We start from the raw sequence: 14,276 nt of genomic DNA on the forward strand, positions 1-14,276 counted from the left end.
AAGGGGCGACTTCTGGCAGCAAGGTGCAATGGCGCCAAGTGTCCATCGGGGGAAAGCGGTTCAGGAAAACCGATAGGCGCGATCACCCATTCCGAACGGAATTCCGGGAATTTCGGCGGGTGCTCACAGCCACCCCGCCCGTTCCGCGAGGACGCCCACCTCGAAGCGGCTGCGGGCGCCGAGGCGGGAGCAGATCCCGGACATCATGCGCCGGGTGGTCCGCAGTGAGAGGCCCAGTTTGCGCCCGGCGCCCTCGTCGGTGAGTCCGCGCTCCAGCAGCCGCAGCAGCTCCAGCTCCTGTTGCGACGGCCCCTCGACGGCCGGCTGGCGGGCCGCCCCGAAGGGCACCGCCTGCTCCCAGACCAGGTCGAACAGGGCGAGCAGGGCGTCGATCACCCCGGGTGTGCGCAGCACGACCGCCCCGCCCCGGCCGTCCTCCGGGCTGAGCGGCAGCAGCGCGGTCGTCCGGTCGGCGATCAGCATCCGGGCCGGCAGCGAGGGGATCGTCCGGACCTCGCCGCCGAGTCCGGCGAGCCAGTGCGCGTACTCGGTGGTCGACCGGTCGTTGCGGACGCTGTCCAGGAAGACGGTCCGCAGCCGCACCCCGGCGCGCAGGCTCCACTCGTCCAGCGGGCGGCTGGCCTCCAGGGCCTCGGGGCTCTGCGCACCGCCGGGCAGGAACGCCAGGAGTTCGCTGCGGGCGGTGCGGGCCGCCTCGGACAGGTGCGCCCGGACCTCGCCCGGCCCCTCCAGGAGCTCCATGCCCTGGGTGCCGTGACCGGCCCGCTGCGCCGCGTAGAGCGCGCCGAGTTCGGCGATGTACGCCTGCATGGCGGCCAGCTCGCGCTGCTGGCTCAGGATTTCGGACTCGCGGCGCCGGATGTGCGCGGCCAGGCCCAGCTCGGGGCTGATGGCCGCCACGTCGGCGGCGGCGCCGCCCGCGCGGTCGAGCATACGGAGCCGGGCCAGCCGGTCGAGCGCGGAGCGCACCTCCGGCTCCGGGAGGCCGAGCTCCCGGGCGATCCGGGCCGCTCCCCAGTCGGGCTCCGCGATCACGAGCCGGTACACGTCCACACAGGTCTCGTCCTGGCCGATCAGCGCAGCGAGGGAGGAGAGAACGGGGTCGGCCCCCCGCTCCCTCCGACCGGCCTGCTCCCCTTGTTCCGTTTGTTCCGTCCGTTCCCCGTCACCGGGTTCCGTCTGCGTCGGCACGTTCCCCCGTGCCTCTTGCGAGTCCCTGCCTGACACGACACACCACTCCAGTTCCGCACGGAAGGATCTGTACCGGGGCCGGCCGCGCGGTGGGCCGGGCCGGCCGCCCGCTCAGTAGTGCACGCGGCGGTTCTCCGGGGTCACCCGGTAGCGGACGCTCCACAGGCTGCGCCGTACGTAGGTGCGCTGCAGCCAGCGGTCCCGGCCGTCGTAGCGGGCCGTGAACGTGGTGCGGGCGTGCACTCCCTTGCGGTTGTTGATGAGCAGCGCCTGGCCCGGGCGGAGCCGCACCCCGTGCGCCACCTCCCCGCAGACCTCCTGGAGCCGTTCGAGGGCGGCGCTCGCACCGCTGGTCAGCGGGTGGACGCCGTTGGCCGAGATGGCGATCTCCGGGTACTCGTCGCTGCCGCTGATCAGCGACACCGGTTCCGAGAGCACCTCCGCGCCGCCCGCCACCCTGCGGGTGTAACTGCCGGGCGCGTTGAGCCGGAACAGCGGGGAGCGGAGCGTCTCCAGGGTCCCGGGGGCGAGCGCCGCCGAGATGTCGCGGGCGTCGGCGTAGTGGGTGGCGGCGACGCCCTCGTGGTCGGCGCGCAGGCAGCTCAGCACCAGGAAGTCGGGGTTGGCTATGTCGTAGCGGCCGATCGCGTCGTACATGATGTCGCTGTGGAAGTTGAGGAAGACCTCCGACCCCTCGTTGGTCTGGGTCTTCGCGCCGCCCTGGACGGGGATCACGTCGTGGACGAGCTGTCCGGCCTTCTCGGTCAGTACGCCCATCGGCTCGCCGATCAGCCCGCTCAGGCCTAGCAGCACGCCCTCGGCGACGAAGGTCGGCTTGCTCCGGGACGGGCCGCCGTCCGAGGGGGTGTCGGGCAGGTACGCGTCCACCGGCAGGTTGTCGACCAGGGCGACCCCCGCGGTGTCCACGTGCCGGCCGAAGTCGAGGATCTGCTGAAGCGTTTCTGTAGGAAGTCCGGCGAAGATCTGCAGATAACGGGTCATCGACCGGTCGATGTCGGCACCGGGGTCGCCCGACTCGGCCAGTCCGGCGCCCAGTTCGTCCCGCGCCCGGTCGGACAGCGCGATCCTGGCGAAGGTCTGCGGCGCGTCGACACGAGGAACGCTGTCGGCGAGGATGCTCATCTCTGGTCACACTCCCAGCAGTTCGGGTTCGGGGAACAGGGCGTCGGGGTCCTGCAGTACGTCGTGCAGGCGCTGCGCCAGGTGCAGCGCGTCGTCCTCGTCCGCGGCGAGATGGGTGGCCGCCTTGCTGCCGCGCAGCGCCGTGACCGGAACTCCCGCGACCGCACCGGGGACCAGGCCCTTCCGGCGCTGGAACTCCTCCAGGTCGACGAAGCCGCCGATCACCGCGACCAGCGGCCCGGTGGTGAGCCGGACGGTGTCGATGTTGGCGCCGTGGAACGCGGCGAAGGCGAGGTCCGCGTCCTGCTCACGGTCGTAGCGCAGGACGGTCGAGCGCTGGTTGAGGACCACGGCGGCGGCCGAGGCACCCTGGGTGCCGATGACCGAACCCGCCCGGAACGGCGCCCTGTTGAGCCGGCAGACGATCTCCACCCGGTTCTTCTGCGCGAGCCGCACGGACCTGCGGTGCAGCACCTTCGCCCCGTAGAGCGACATCATCGCGGCGATGTCGTACGACACCTCCTTGAGCAGCCGGGTGCCGCTGACCAGGTGCGGGTCGGTGCTGTAGATGCCGTCCACGTCGGAGTGGATCTCGCAGCGCGGGGCGCCCAGCGCGGCGGCCAGCGCCACCGCGGAGAGGTCGGAGCTGTTCTTGCCGAGCCAGGTCGGCCGACCCTGGGAGTCGGCCGCCTGGCCGCCGGGCACGACCACCACGTCGTGCTCGCGCAGCGCGGTCCGGATCGGCTCCGGGTCGGAGTGCTCCAGCCGCGCCCACATGAACGCCGAGTCGGTCACCAGGCCGAGCTGGTGCCCGGCGAGCACGGTGGCGCTGCGGCCCGCCCGGTGCAGGGCGGTGGCCAGGAGCTGCGCGCCGACGGTGTCCGCCAGGGTCAGCAGACCGGCCACGGTCTCGTCCTCGGGGTGCGGGTTGACCCGGCTGAGCCGGTCCCGGAACTGCTCGGTCTCGCCCGGCTGGCCGCTGACCACGATCACCAGCTTGGTGCCGTCCTCGTCGATCCGGCGGCCCAGCGCCTCGGCCAGCGACCCGTACGACGCCAGGGTGCGGAAGCTGGAGCCGCCGAACTTCAGTACGGACGGAGCGGAGGGGGCAGTCACAGAGTGCCCCGTTCCACCAGTTCCTCGGCGATCTGCACGGCGTTGAGCGCGGCACCGATGCGGAGGTTGTCGGCGACCAGCCACAGCCAGAACGCGCGGGGGTTGCTCTGCGTGATCCGGACCCGCCCGACGTGGACGAGGTCCGAGCTGCCCACGGCGGCCGGCGTCGGGAACTCCTTCGGGTCGTCCCGGTCGTCGACGACGACCTCGGGGAGACCGGAGAGCACCTCCATCAGCTCGGCGCGCTCCACCGGTGTGTGGCACTCGACGTAGACGGCCTCGGAGTGGCAGTTGGCGACCGGGACCCGGACACAGGTCGTGGTGACGTCCAGGTGCGGCAGGTCGAGGATCTTCCGGGACTCCTGGAGCATCTTCTGCTCCTCCAGGGTGAAACCGGAGTCCAGGAAGCGGTCGATCTTCGGGATCACGTTGAAGGCGAGCGACGGCTCGAAGTGCCGCGACTCGAACTTCTCGCCGGCGCCGTCCAGGGAGGCCCTGCTGGACTCGTGCAACTCGTCCATGCCGGAGTAACCGAGGCCCGAGGCGGCCTGGTAGGTGCTGACCACCACGTGCCGGATGCCCCAGCGGTCCTCGACACCGCGCAGCAGCCGGACCAGCGGGATGGTGGAGCAGTTCGGGTTGGCGATCACACCGCTCTTCGGGGCGCGGTCCAGTTCGTGGGCGTTGACCTGCGGCACGACCAGCGGGGAGTCGGGGTCCATGCGGAAGGCGATGGTGTTGTCGATCACCAGGGTGCCGGCCGCGGTGGCGACCGGGACCCACTTCTCGCTGACCGACGTGCCCGCGGAGAAGAAGGCCACGTCGGCCTGTGCGAAGTCGAAGTTCTCGATCGCCTGGACCTCGTACTCCTGCCCGCCGACGGTGAGCACGCGGCCCGCGGACCGGGAGGAGGCGACCAGGTGCAGTTCGCGGTAGCGCAGCCCGCGCTGCTCGATCAGCTCGATCAGGGTGCTGCCGACGGCGCCGGTGGCACCGACGATCGCCACCCGGGGCGCGGCGGACGGGTCGGCCCCGCCCGGCTGGGACTCGGCGGAAGGTGTGGCGGTGGTCATCGGGAATCTCCGATCGTGAGCTTCTCGGCGCCGGCGGCAGCGGCCTGCGCGGGCTCGGGAACGTCGGCCGGTGCGCTGCCGGGCTGCGCGGCCGCGGCCGGCTCCTCGGCCTTGGCCGGGCGGCGGCGCGGTCCGAAGGTCCAGCCCAGGTTCACGCCCAGGCTGGCCGCGACGATCAGCGGGATGCCGAGCGCCTGGACGAGGCTGATCCGGTGGCCGTAGACCGCCCAGTCGCTGAGCATCGCGACCGCCGGGTAGATGAAGGCGAGGACGGCGATCTTCGGGGTGGGCAGCTTCTGGTACGAGGAGTACATGAGGACGTACATCAGGCAGGTGTGGATCAGGCCGAGGCCGACCAGCCAGCCCCAGCGCATGCCCATGCCCGACATGGCGCCGAAGGAGGCGAAGGGCAGCAGCAGCGGGATGCCGAGGGTCACCTGCACCAGCGCGACCAGGTGCGGCCGGACCCCGGTGACCCGCTTGGTGATGACGGTGGACAGGGCGTAGAAGAGGGCCGCGAGCAGCGCCTCGCCGAGGCCGACCAGATACGCCGAGTCGCCGCCGCCCTCGAAGTCGGAGAGCGAGACCCCGGCGGTCAGGATCAGACCGGCGAAGGCGACGACCAGCCAGCCGAACTTGGCGGCGGTCAGCTTGTCCCGGAACAGCAGCACCCCGAGCAGCACCACGTAGAACGGCTGGGTGTGGTAGACGACGGTCGCCACGGAGATCGAGGTGTTCTTGTACGACGAGAACAGCAGGACCCAGTTGAAGACGATGAAGACACCGCCCAGCGCGGCCAGGCCCAGTTTCTTCGGGGTGAAGTTGTGGTTCCTGAAGAATCCGCGGGCCAGGCAGTAGAGGCCCAGCGCGACCGCGCCGAAGACGCAGCGGAAGAAGACGACGTTGAACGGGGAGGCCCCGGACTCGATGACGAAGACGCCGAGGGTGCCCGAGAGCACCATGGCGATCGTCAGTTCCACCGTTCCTTTCAGCTCCGTGCTGGTCGAACGTTGGTCGGTGCTCATGGACAGTCCCTCCTCGGAGACTTCGGGGGTGGCCGCGGGTCGGGCCGGCGGGGGGCCGGCCCGCCGGTCAGTGCAGGGGGACGGCGTAGTGCAGGCCGCCCCGGGTCCACAGCTCGTTGAGTCCGCGCGGCACTCCCAGCCCGGAGGCGCCGCCCAGGTTCCGTTCGTAGATGTCGGCGTAGCTGCCGACGGCGTCGAGGACGCGCTGCGCCCAGTTCTCGTCGAGGCCCACCGCGGGGCCGTGCGGTCCGGCGAGCCGGGCGGCCTCGTCGAGCGCCTCGGCCCGGTGGCCGGGGCCCGCCTCGTCGACGTGGTGCTCGGCGGCGGTCAGCAGTTGCAGCACCCAGCGGCACAGCCGGTACCAGTGCGCGTCGTCGTCCAGGACGGCGGCGCCCATCGGCTCGCGGGAGATCGAGGCGTCGAGGACCCGGTGGTTCCAGGGGTCCGGCAGCGCGGCCCGCTCGCCCGCGAGGGCCGTACGGTCCAGGACGTAGGCGAGGCAGTCGCCGTCCGCGTACGCGGCGAGGGTCGCGGCCGGGGTCGGGAAGGCCACCGGCTCGACCGCCACCAGGCCCCTTCTCCCGTACCAGGCGGCCAGGTTGGCGGCGCTGGTGGTGCCGGCCTGCACGGCGAGGCGGGCCCCGGCGAGCTGCTCCGGGTGGTCGATCCCGCTGTCCGCGCGGACCATGAAGCCCTCGCCGTCGTAACAGGTGACCCCGGCGAACAGCACCGGCCACGCCGCCTCTCGGCCGAGCGTCCAGGTCAGGTTGCAGACGGTCAGTTCGGCCTCGCGGGCCACCAGCCGGTCCAGCCGCTCGGCCGGGTCGGACGGCAGCCATTCGACCGCCTCCGGGTCGCCGAGGGCCGCGGCGGCCACGGCCCGTGCGATGTCGGTGTCGAGCCCCGCCCAGCGCCCGTCCGCACCGCGCTGCGAGAGCCCGGCGATGCCCCGGCTGACGGCGGCCCGCAGCGCACCGCGCGCCCGGACCTCGCCGAGGGTGCGGAACGCGGCCGGAGCCGAAGCGGCCGTGGTCAGCGGGGAGTTGATCTCGGTCGCGATGCTCATGACAGACTCCACTGGCGGACTCGGACGAGTTGTTCGCGGTCGAAGCGCCGTTCGTTGTAGCCGAGCATCTCGATCAGGCTCTGCGCGGAGAGCGGTCGCACGGACTCGGTGTCCGCCGGCTCCAGCGGCATCGCGCCGGGCCGCGCCCAGCGCAGCAGGCCGTGCGGATCGACATAGGCGCGGGAGACGTTGGCGTTGTCCTGGTGCAGACAGAACGGCACGTCGAGGTGGCCGCGGGCGAAGGCCCGCACCAGCGCGGAGCCCACCGTCGGGGCCAGGTCGAGGGTGCTGTCCACCAGCATCCGGGCCTCCTCGTACAGGCCCGTCGCGGTGGCCGCCACCGGCTCGGGGCGCTCGGCGGCGTCGGCGGCGACGGCGGCGGCGAACTCCAGCGCGTCGACGTTCTCGGCGACGGTCGGGATCCGGAACGCCTCGGCCGGGGTCTTCACGATCAGCCGCTCGGTGCCGCTGCGCACCGCGAGGCGTGCGCTGTCCTCCAGGATCCGGAAGGAGCCCATCGGGGTGCGCGGGTAGACGCCCATGTAGGTGTAGAGGACGACATGCCAGTCGGTGGCCCCGAGCCGCTCGCCGGCCAGCCGGCGCAGCGCGGCCAGTGCCTCCAGGTCCTGGGCCTGGTTGGTCTGCTGGGCGTAGCTCAGCGAGATGCTGGACAGGCCGTGCTCCCGGAAGAACAGCGCCTCCAGCACGCTGAGCGCCACCAGCAGGCTCGGCGGGCACAGCTGGCCGAGCATGCAGCCGCCGAAGCTCTCCAGATGCATCTGCTCGTCCTGGGCCGCGAGCAGATCGCAGCAGCGCGCCCAGGCGTCGGTGGCCTCGGCGAGCGGCACCCTGCTGTAGGGCAGGCAGTACGAGACGGGACCGCCCTCGGTGGCGTCGATCCCCGCCTCCACCATCGCCTGGAACAGCGGGTACGGCAGCGCGGAGCCGTGCCTGACCTGGATCGGGAAGTCGGGTCCGGCCAGGTCGCCGAGCATGTCCCGGGTCGCCTGCGGACCGTGGGCGACCAGCGGGAAGCCGTTGAGCTCGGCGCCGGTGCGCAGCGCCGCACGGGCGGAGTCGTGGTCGTTGACCCGGGTGTAGCTGTCCAGGGTGATGGTGCCGACGGCGGTGGCCCGGGCGGCCCGGACGCCCCGCAACCCCTCGCGCATGACGGGAAGTTCGGCGAAGCCCATGCGCGGCTGCACGACGAGCCGGCCGGCGTCGGCGGACTTCCGGACGAACGCGGAGAAACGGCTGCGGCTCGGGCCGGGGGCGGCCACCGGTGCCACCAGACCCCGCGCCGGGCCGGTGCCCGTGTACTGTCCGGGTGCTCCGACGGTGTTCATGCGGCCGCGTCCAGCGGGGCGAGTTCGAAGAGGTCGGCGGCCGTGGTCGCGGAGGTGCCGGAAACTCCGGTGATCCCGCCGGCCGCGGGGAGTGCGGGCCGGGCGGCCGACTCCAGTCCGGAGAGGAATTCCTGGAAATCCTGCAGTCCGCCCTCGGACTCGAACACCGCGTCAAAACCGCCCGTCACGAGTTCCTTGACGAATGCGATGTTCTCCGCGCCGCGCACACCGAGTTTTCCGCCGATGACGACACGCAGGTCGGCGAGGCCGGGATCCTGACGGATCTTCCGGATCAGCCGGAGGCCGTCGAGGTGCCCGTGACCGTTGACCGTGCTGATGACCAGGACGTCCGGACGCTCGGCGCGGCACTCCTCCATGATGAGTTCATCAGGCACGCAGGCGCCCAGATTGCGCACTTCTCCGCCGTGTTCCTCCAGTAATAGCTGGAGAAAAACGAGGTTCCACATATGTGCGTCGGAGGAAACGCTCGAGACGACGAACTTCCGGCCCTTACGCACTAGATTGTTCGACACGTATTCCTCCTCCGTAGCATGACCAGCGGACTCCAAAAATCATGTCCGGGTGTGTACAAGGACGTCCAGGGAAGATCCCCCGGAATACGCGATGCCGGGAATCATCCGGTCCGATCTGCGGGTTGAGGCTGTGCGGGCGGTACCGCACACCTGGCGGCGGTACCGCCTCCGGTCAGCTGTCGGCCGGCGTGGCGTACTCCCCTGCCATGCACTCCACCGTCCGGTCGATGAACAGCCGCATCTCCCGGCTGATGCGCCGGCCGCGCCGCCAGGCGAGCTGGGTGTAGACCTCGAACGGCGGGTCCCAGGCCAGCTCGGTGAGCGCCCCCGCGGCGATGTCGTCGGCCACGGTCATCCTGGGCAGCAGGCTGACACCCAGCCCGACCGTCAGGCCCCGCTTGATGGACTCGATGTTGCCGAACTCCAGGAACGGCACCGGCTCGCCGGTCCCGTCGTTCAACTCGGCCTCGAACAGCTCCCGGTAGGCGCAGCCGGCCTCCGGGGCCAGTACCTGTACCTCGCGCAGCTGCTCCAGGGTGACCTTCTCGTCGCCGGCCAGCGGATGGCCGGGCGAGGCCACCAGGACCAGCGGTTCGCGGCCCAGCACCTCGCTCTCCACACCCGAGTGCCGGGTCTCGGCCTCCATCAGGAAGCCCATGTCGAAGGTGCCCTGACGCAGCGAGTGCAGGGTCTCGGCGCACAGGCTGGGCCGCAGCACCAGGTGCACCAGCGGATAGCGGTGCAGGAAGAGCTCCAGTACCGGCGGCATCCGGTAGGAGGTGACGCTCTCCATGGTGCCGATGGTGAGGACGCCCGAGGGCTCTCCCTCCCCGAGGGCGACACCACGGGCCTCGCCCGCGAGCGACAGCATCTGTTCGGCGTAGGGCAGCAGCCGCCGACCGGCCGGGGTGAGCTGGATCTTTCCCGTGAGCCGCTCGAAGAGCTCGACCCCGAGCGATGCCTCCAGCCCCTTGATCTGCGCCGTCACACTGGACTGCGCGTACTTGAGCTCGGTGGCGGCACGAGTGAAGCTGAGGAGTGTGGCGACCTTGTGGAAGGTCGTCAGCTGACGGATGTCCAAGGTGACTCCAAGGCAGGATCGGTGGAGGGTGGCCGGCGAAGAGAACTCACCGGCGTGCGGCCCGGCCGCGGCCTCACGGGGTGACCGACGTCGGCCCCTGGTTGTCCGCGAGGGTGACGGCACCGGTGGCGCTCCCGCCGGCGGTCAGCGACGTACCGGCGGCCACTCCCAGGCCCAGGCTCAGCCCCAGGGCCAGGGTGGCCGCGGTGAGGAGACCGGTGAATCCCTTGAACCCGCTCGGCTTGTTCCGCACGTCTGTTTCCCCTTTGAGTTGGTGAGGTTCTCGCTCGGCTGCACCGATACTCGAACCGCCCCTTCCCGAACCGGTCCCCTCCTGTTCCCGGCCCCGGTACCGCCGTTCCCGTGCGGCCGGGAACGGCGGTACCGCCGGTGCGGGAACCGCCGTACCGACGGTGCGGAAATCGCCGTACCGGCCATGCGGAAACCGCCGTACCGGTTTGCCGGGAAGGGCGGGAACGGCCGCGCGGGAACGGCTGTCACCGTCCCGCGGGTGCCGCCGTTCCGGTCCTGCGGGCAACGCCGTTCCCGGCGCCGTGGACACGGCGACGCCGCTTCCGCCGGTACGACCGCGCAGGTCCGGCGGGTACGGCCGGGCCGGTCCCGTGGACACGGCCGCGCCCGGCAGGCGGAACCAACGATTCCCCCATCGCTGTACCGCCCTCCGCCCCCGGCCGGTAACTGAGGGTGTCAACCCCCGGGACGACCGCCTATGATCTCGCCGGTACGCACGGCTACTGACAGGGGACGCGGGAACCGGTGAGGCGACCAACCACCGCCTCGGCCGGCAAGGGGGGCATGTGGAGAACGCGGAGTACGAGGAAGGCAAGCAGCAACAGGCCGTACGTTTCAACATCCTCGGCCCGCTCGAGGGTTGGTCGGGTTCGTCCAGACTCCATCTCGGCGGACCCGTGCAGGAACGGGTCCTGGCCATGCTGCTGCTCGAACCCCACAGACTCGTACCGGTCAGTCGGCTTGTGGAGGCCGTCTGGAGCGAGGCTCCGCCGACCACCGCGGCACACCAGGTCCGCAAGGCCGTCGCCCATCTGCGCCGGCGCATCCCCGGCGGCAGCGGGCTGATCCTCACCCAGGGCCCCGGATACCGCGTGACGGTCGACGGCACCCGCCTGGACCTCCTGGAGTTCACCGACCGCACCGCCACCGCGAGCCGGGCCATCGCCGAAGGGCGCGCCGCGAACGCCGTCGCGGCGCTGCGCCGGGCCCTGGCGCTCTGGCGCGGTCCGGTGCTGTCCGGCATGGACGGCCCGGTGATCGAGGCCGCCGCGACCGCTCTCGGCGAACGGCATCTCGCCGCCGCCGAGCAGCTCCTGGAACTCCGTCTCGGCCTCGGGGAGGCCGCCGAACTCGTCACGGACCTGCGCCGGCTGATCTCCGAGCACCCGCTGCGGGAGACCCTGCGCGGCCATCTGATGGTCGCCCTCTACCGCAGCGGCCGCCAGGCGGAGGCGCTGGAGGAGTACGGCAAGGTCCGCGAACTCCTCGCCGAGGAACTCGGGATCGATCCCGGCCGCCCGCTGACCCGCCTCTACGAGGGCATCCTCCGGGAGGCCCCCGAACTCGCCGCCCCGGAACGGCCGACGCCTCCGGCGCCCCTGGCGCCCTCGGCCCCCTTGCCCACACGGCCCGATCCTGCTTCCGGTCGGACCGTCCAGCCTGTTCAGGCCCTCCAGCCCGGCCAGCCCGGCCCACTCGGTCAGGCCCTCCACCCCGGCCAAGCCCTCCTGCCGTCGGTTCAGCCGGATCACGCCGTTCAGCGCGTCGAGCCCGCGGCTGCCCCCACGTTCACCCCCGGCCCCGCTGTCGGTACCGGTGTGCCCGTGTCCGGTGTGCCCGTATCCGGTGTCCCCGTGCCCGCCCTGCCCCCCGTCGCCATGACCGGCGCACCCGCCCCACCACTCGCCGCCATGGCCGGCCCACCCGTCCCGCCACCCGCCCTCGTGGCCGGCGCACCCACCGGGCCGGGCACCGGCGTGGCCGGAACCGCGCCGTCCGCGTCCCCGGCGCCCTGTACTCTCCCCTACGACCTCGCCGACTTCACCGGCCGTCGTGAGGACCTCGCCGCCCTGCTCGCCTGCATTCACCGAAAGAACGATTCTTCGGGCGCGGCCGGGCATGCGCCGCATTCCGACTCGGCCGGTACGCCCGCGCAGCGCACCACCATGGTCGCCATAGACGGCATGGGCGGCAGCGGCAAGACCTCGCTCGCCGTGCGCGCCGCCCGCCAGGTCGCCGCCCTCTTCCCCGACGGCCAACTCCACATAGACCTGCAGGGTTTCACCCCCGGCGAGCGCTCCGTCACCCCGGCCGCGGCCCTGGAGAGCCTGCTGCGCGCGGTCGGCACGCCCGCCGAGCGCATCCCCGACGACGCCGAGGGCCGTGCCGCGATGTGGCGGTCCGCGCTCGCCGACCGCCGGGTGCTGCTCCTTCTGGACAACGCGCACGACACCGCGCAGATCCTGCCGCTCCTCCCGCCGGCCCACGGCTGCCTGGTCCTGGTCACCAGCCGGTCCCGGCTGTTCGACCTCGACGGCGCCGAGTGGATCTCCATCGGCCCCATGTCCCACGGGGACGGCGAGCAGCTCCTCACCGAGATGCTCGGCACCGCCCGGGTCACCGCCGAGCCGGATGCCACGGCCGAACTGGTCGAACTCTGCGGCCGGCTCCCCCTCGCCCTGCGGATCGTCGCCGCCCGGCTGCGCAACCGGCCCCGGTGGACCGTCCGCTACCTCGCCGACCGGCTGCACGACGAGACCCGCCGGCTCGAGGAGCTCAGCGTCGGCGAGCGCAGCGTCGCCGCCAGCCTGCGCCTGTCGTACCAGGCGATGGACGAGGAACACCGGGCCGCCTTCCGGATGCTGAGCCTGCACCCGGGGTCCGACCTCGACGCCCACTCGACGGCCGCCCTGCTCGGCATGGATCCCCGCGGTTCGGAGACCATCCTGGAGCGGCTCCTGGACGTGCACCTCCTCCAGCAGCCGGACATGGACCTCTACCGGTTCCACGACCTGGTACGGAACTTCGCCCAGAGCCAGCGCGGCCCCGCCACCGAACGCGACGACGCCGCGGCGGTGGAACGCCTTCTGGACTACTATCTGGCCGCCTCCGAGGAGGCCTGCCAGCTGCTCTTCCCCGGCCGCAAACGCAGTGCCACCGGCATCGGCGCCTTCTCCGGTGAGCTGCCGCCGCTCCCGGGCCCGGAACGCGCCGCCCAGTGGTTCGACCGCGAGCACACCAGCCTGCTCTCCGCCGTCACCCTGGCCGACCGCCACGGCCTCGACCGGCACACGGTCGCGCTCACCCGGAACATCGTCTTCCAGCTCAACACGCGTGGACGGTTCGAGGACTTCCGGGACCTCAGCCAGATCGCGGTGGCCGCCGCCCGCCGGCTGGAGGACCTCGCCCTGCTCGGCGTGAGCCTGTCCAACCTGGGCGTCGCCTGCTGGAAACTCGGCCATTTCGACGAGGGGATCGAGGTCGTCAGCGAGGGCCGGGACATCGCCCGGCGCCTGGGCGACAAGCACACCGAGGCGCACAGCGAGTCCACGATCGGCCTGCTCCTGACCGTGCTCGGCCAGCACGCCGAGGCGCTGCCGCACCTGGAACGCGCCATCGCCCTGGAGCGCGAACTGGACATCCCCCGGGCGGAGGCGGAGACCCTCACCAACCTCAGCACCCTGCACGAGCAGCGGGGCAGGTACGCGGAGGCCGCCGAGGCGGCCCGGCAGGCCCTGGCGATCCACCGGGACGTCGACCACCGCGACAACGAGGTGATGGCCCTCACCGACCTCGCCTTCGCGCATGTCGGTCTCGGCGAGTACGGGGAAGCCCGGGCCTGTCTGAGACGCGCCCGTGAGCGCTGTGACGACTTCAGTCCGCCCGGCGACTTCGCCCTGGTCCTCGCGCTCTCCGCCGAGGTCGCCCAGTGCCTCGGCGACCACGCCGAGGTCGAGGCCTGTGCGGGGCCCGCGCTCCGGCTCGCCCACGCCAGCGACAGTCCCACCCGCCAGGCGCAGGTCGAGAACCTCATCGGCCGGCTCCGGCTGCGCCGCGGCGAGTACGACGAGGCGCTCGCCCTGCACACGCACGCCCACCAACTGGCGTCGGCGATCCGCTACCGCGTCGAGCAGGCCCGTGCCCTGCTGGGCATGGCCGCCGCCGCGGAGGCGCTGGGCGACCCCGGCACGGCCGCCGCCCACCGCAGGGCCGCGGCCGCGCTCGGCACCTTCACCGGCGCACCGCCCTACCAGGCACCGGCATCGGCGCCGCCCAAGACGGTGCACGGGATCGTCTGAGGAGGCTCAGGTCCGGTCGACCAGCTCGCTCAGGGTCGCGGCCAGTTCGCCGACCGACTGTTCGCGCAGGAGGTGGTGGGCCGGTACCGGGATGTGGAGGGCCGTCTCCAGCGTGCGCTGGAGGGTCAGGGCCGTGAGGGAGTCGAGGCCCTGGGTGTGCAGGGGACGGTCGCGGGCGATGCGGTGGGCCGGGGGGATGTCCAGGTGCTGCGCCAGCTTCCGGCACAGGAACACCTCGAACACCCGCCGGCGGTCGTCACCGGGGGTCTCGCGCAGGGCGCCCAGGTTCAGCGCATTCGTCGTCGGTATGACTGACACGGTCTCATCGTCCTTTCGTCTGACGTGGGAGG

General features: G+C 72.1%; 12 protein-coding genes. 1 reads left to right on the plus strand and 11 read right to left on the minus strand.

The window, feature by feature from the left end; translation table 11 throughout:
* Nucleotides 1–123: 123 nt before the first annotated feature.
* From AB0D85_RS34970 to AB0D85_RS35015, 10 genes are all read right to left on the minus strand, one after another.
* Complete coding sequence (locus AB0D85_RS34970; protein ID WP_362329084.1) at nt 124–1,212, minus strand: helix-turn-helix transcriptional regulator; 1,089 nt, start codon at nt 1,210–1,212, stop codon at nt 124–126.
* Nucleotides 1,213–1,323: 111 nt separating this feature from the next.
* Nucleotides 1,324–2,355, minus strand: a complete 1,032-nt coding sequence (locus tag AB0D85_RS34975; RefSeq protein WP_362329086.1) for a TauD/TfdA family dioxygenase — start codon at nt 2,353–2,355, stop codon at nt 1,324–1,326.
* 6 nt (nt 2,356–2,361) lie between these two features.
* Nucleotides 2,362–3,471, minus strand: coding sequence for an aspartate kinase (locus AB0D85_RS34980; protein ID WP_362329088.1), 1,110 nt, complete (start codon nt 3,469–3,471; stop codon nt 2,362–2,364).
* Entirely contained in the window at nt 3,468–4,544 is a 1,077-nt protein-coding gene (locus tag AB0D85_RS34985) for an aspartate-semialdehyde dehydrogenase (RefSeq protein WP_362329090.1), read from the minus strand. The genes AB0D85_RS34980 and AB0D85_RS34985 overlap by 4 nt, the downstream gene beginning before the upstream one ends.
* Nucleotides 4,541–5,569, minus strand: coding sequence for a DMT family transporter (locus tag AB0D85_RS34990; RefSeq protein WP_362329093.1), 1,029 nt, complete (start codon nt 5,567–5,569; stop codon nt 4,541–4,543). Before AB0D85_RS34990 ends, AB0D85_RS34985 begins: the two co-directional genes overlap by 4 nt.
* Nucleotides 5,570–5,636: 67 nt before the next feature.
* The gene (locus AB0D85_RS34995) at nt 5,637–6,635 is read right to left on the minus strand and encodes a transporter substrate-binding domain-containing protein (protein WP_362329095.1); all 999 of its coding nucleotides are present in this window, start codon (nt 6,633–6,635) and stop codon (nt 5,637–5,639) included.
* A complete protein-coding gene (locus AB0D85_RS35000) occupies nt 6,632–7,981 on the minus strand; it encodes a methylaspartate mutase (RefSeq protein ID WP_362329097.1) in 1,350 nt (449 codons plus the stop codon). The genes AB0D85_RS34995 and AB0D85_RS35000 overlap by 4 nt, the downstream gene beginning before the upstream one ends.
* Complete coding sequence (locus AB0D85_RS35005) at nt 7,978–8,514, minus strand: cobalamin-dependent protein (protein ID WP_362329099.1); 537 nt, start codon at nt 8,512–8,514, stop codon at nt 7,978–7,980. The genes AB0D85_RS35000 and AB0D85_RS35005 overlap by 4 nt, the downstream gene beginning before the upstream one ends.
* 172 nt (nt 8,515–8,686) lie before the next feature.
* A complete protein-coding gene (locus tag AB0D85_RS35010) occupies nt 8,687–9,595 on the minus strand; it encodes a LysR family transcriptional regulator (protein ID WP_362329101.1) in 909 nt (302 codons plus the stop codon).
* A gap of 73 nt (nt 9,596–9,668) precedes the next feature.
* The gene (locus AB0D85_RS35015) at nt 9,669–9,848 is read right to left on the minus strand and encodes a hypothetical protein (RefSeq protein WP_362329103.1); all 180 of its coding nucleotides are present in this window, start codon (nt 9,846–9,848) and stop codon (nt 9,669–9,671) included.
* A gap of 565 nt (nt 9,849–10,413) precedes the next feature.
* Between AB0D85_RS35015 and AB0D85_RS35020 the strand changes: the two genes are divergently transcribed.
* Complete coding sequence (locus AB0D85_RS35020; protein ID WP_362329105.1) at nt 10,414–13,926, plus strand: BTAD domain-containing putative transcriptional regulator; 3,513 nt, start codon at nt 10,414–10,416, stop codon at nt 13,924–13,926.
* A 6-nt stretch (nt 13,927–13,932) separates the two neighbouring features.
* On the opposite strand, the gene AB0D85_RS35025 is transcribed toward AB0D85_RS35020, so the two are convergent.
* Entirely contained in the window at nt 13,933–14,244 is a 312-nt protein-coding gene (locus AB0D85_RS35025) for an acyl carrier protein (protein ID WP_362329107.1), read from the minus strand.
* Between the last annotated feature and the right edge of the window lie 32 nt (nt 14,245–14,276).

It is taken from the genome of Streptomyces sp. NPDC048277 (genome assembly GCF_040652235.1).
GTDB lineage: Bacteria > Actinomycetota > Actinomycetes > Streptomycetales > Streptomycetaceae > Streptomyces.

Excerpts from the sequence above, each read along its gene's own strand:
- AB0D85_RS34975 (WP_362329086.1), bottom strand. The coding sequence starts at position 2,355 with ATGAGCATCCTCGCCGACAGCGTTCCTCGTGTCGACGCGCCGCAGACC.
- AB0D85_RS34985 (WP_362329090.1), bottom strand. The coding sequence starts at position 4,544 with ATGACCACCGCCACACCTTCCGCCGAGTCCCAGCCGGGCGGGGCCGAC.
- AB0D85_RS34990 (WP_362329093.1), bottom strand. The coding sequence starts at position 5,569 with ATGAGCACCGACCAACGTTCGACCAGCACGGAGCTGAAAGGAACGGTG.
- AB0D85_RS34995 (WP_362329095.1), bottom strand. The coding sequence starts at position 6,635 with ATGAGCATCGCGACCGAGATCAACTCCCCGCTGACCACGGCCGCTTCG.
- AB0D85_RS35000 (WP_362329097.1), bottom strand. The coding sequence starts at position 7,981 with ATGAACACCGTCGGAGCACCCGGACAGTACACGGGCACCGGCCCGGCG.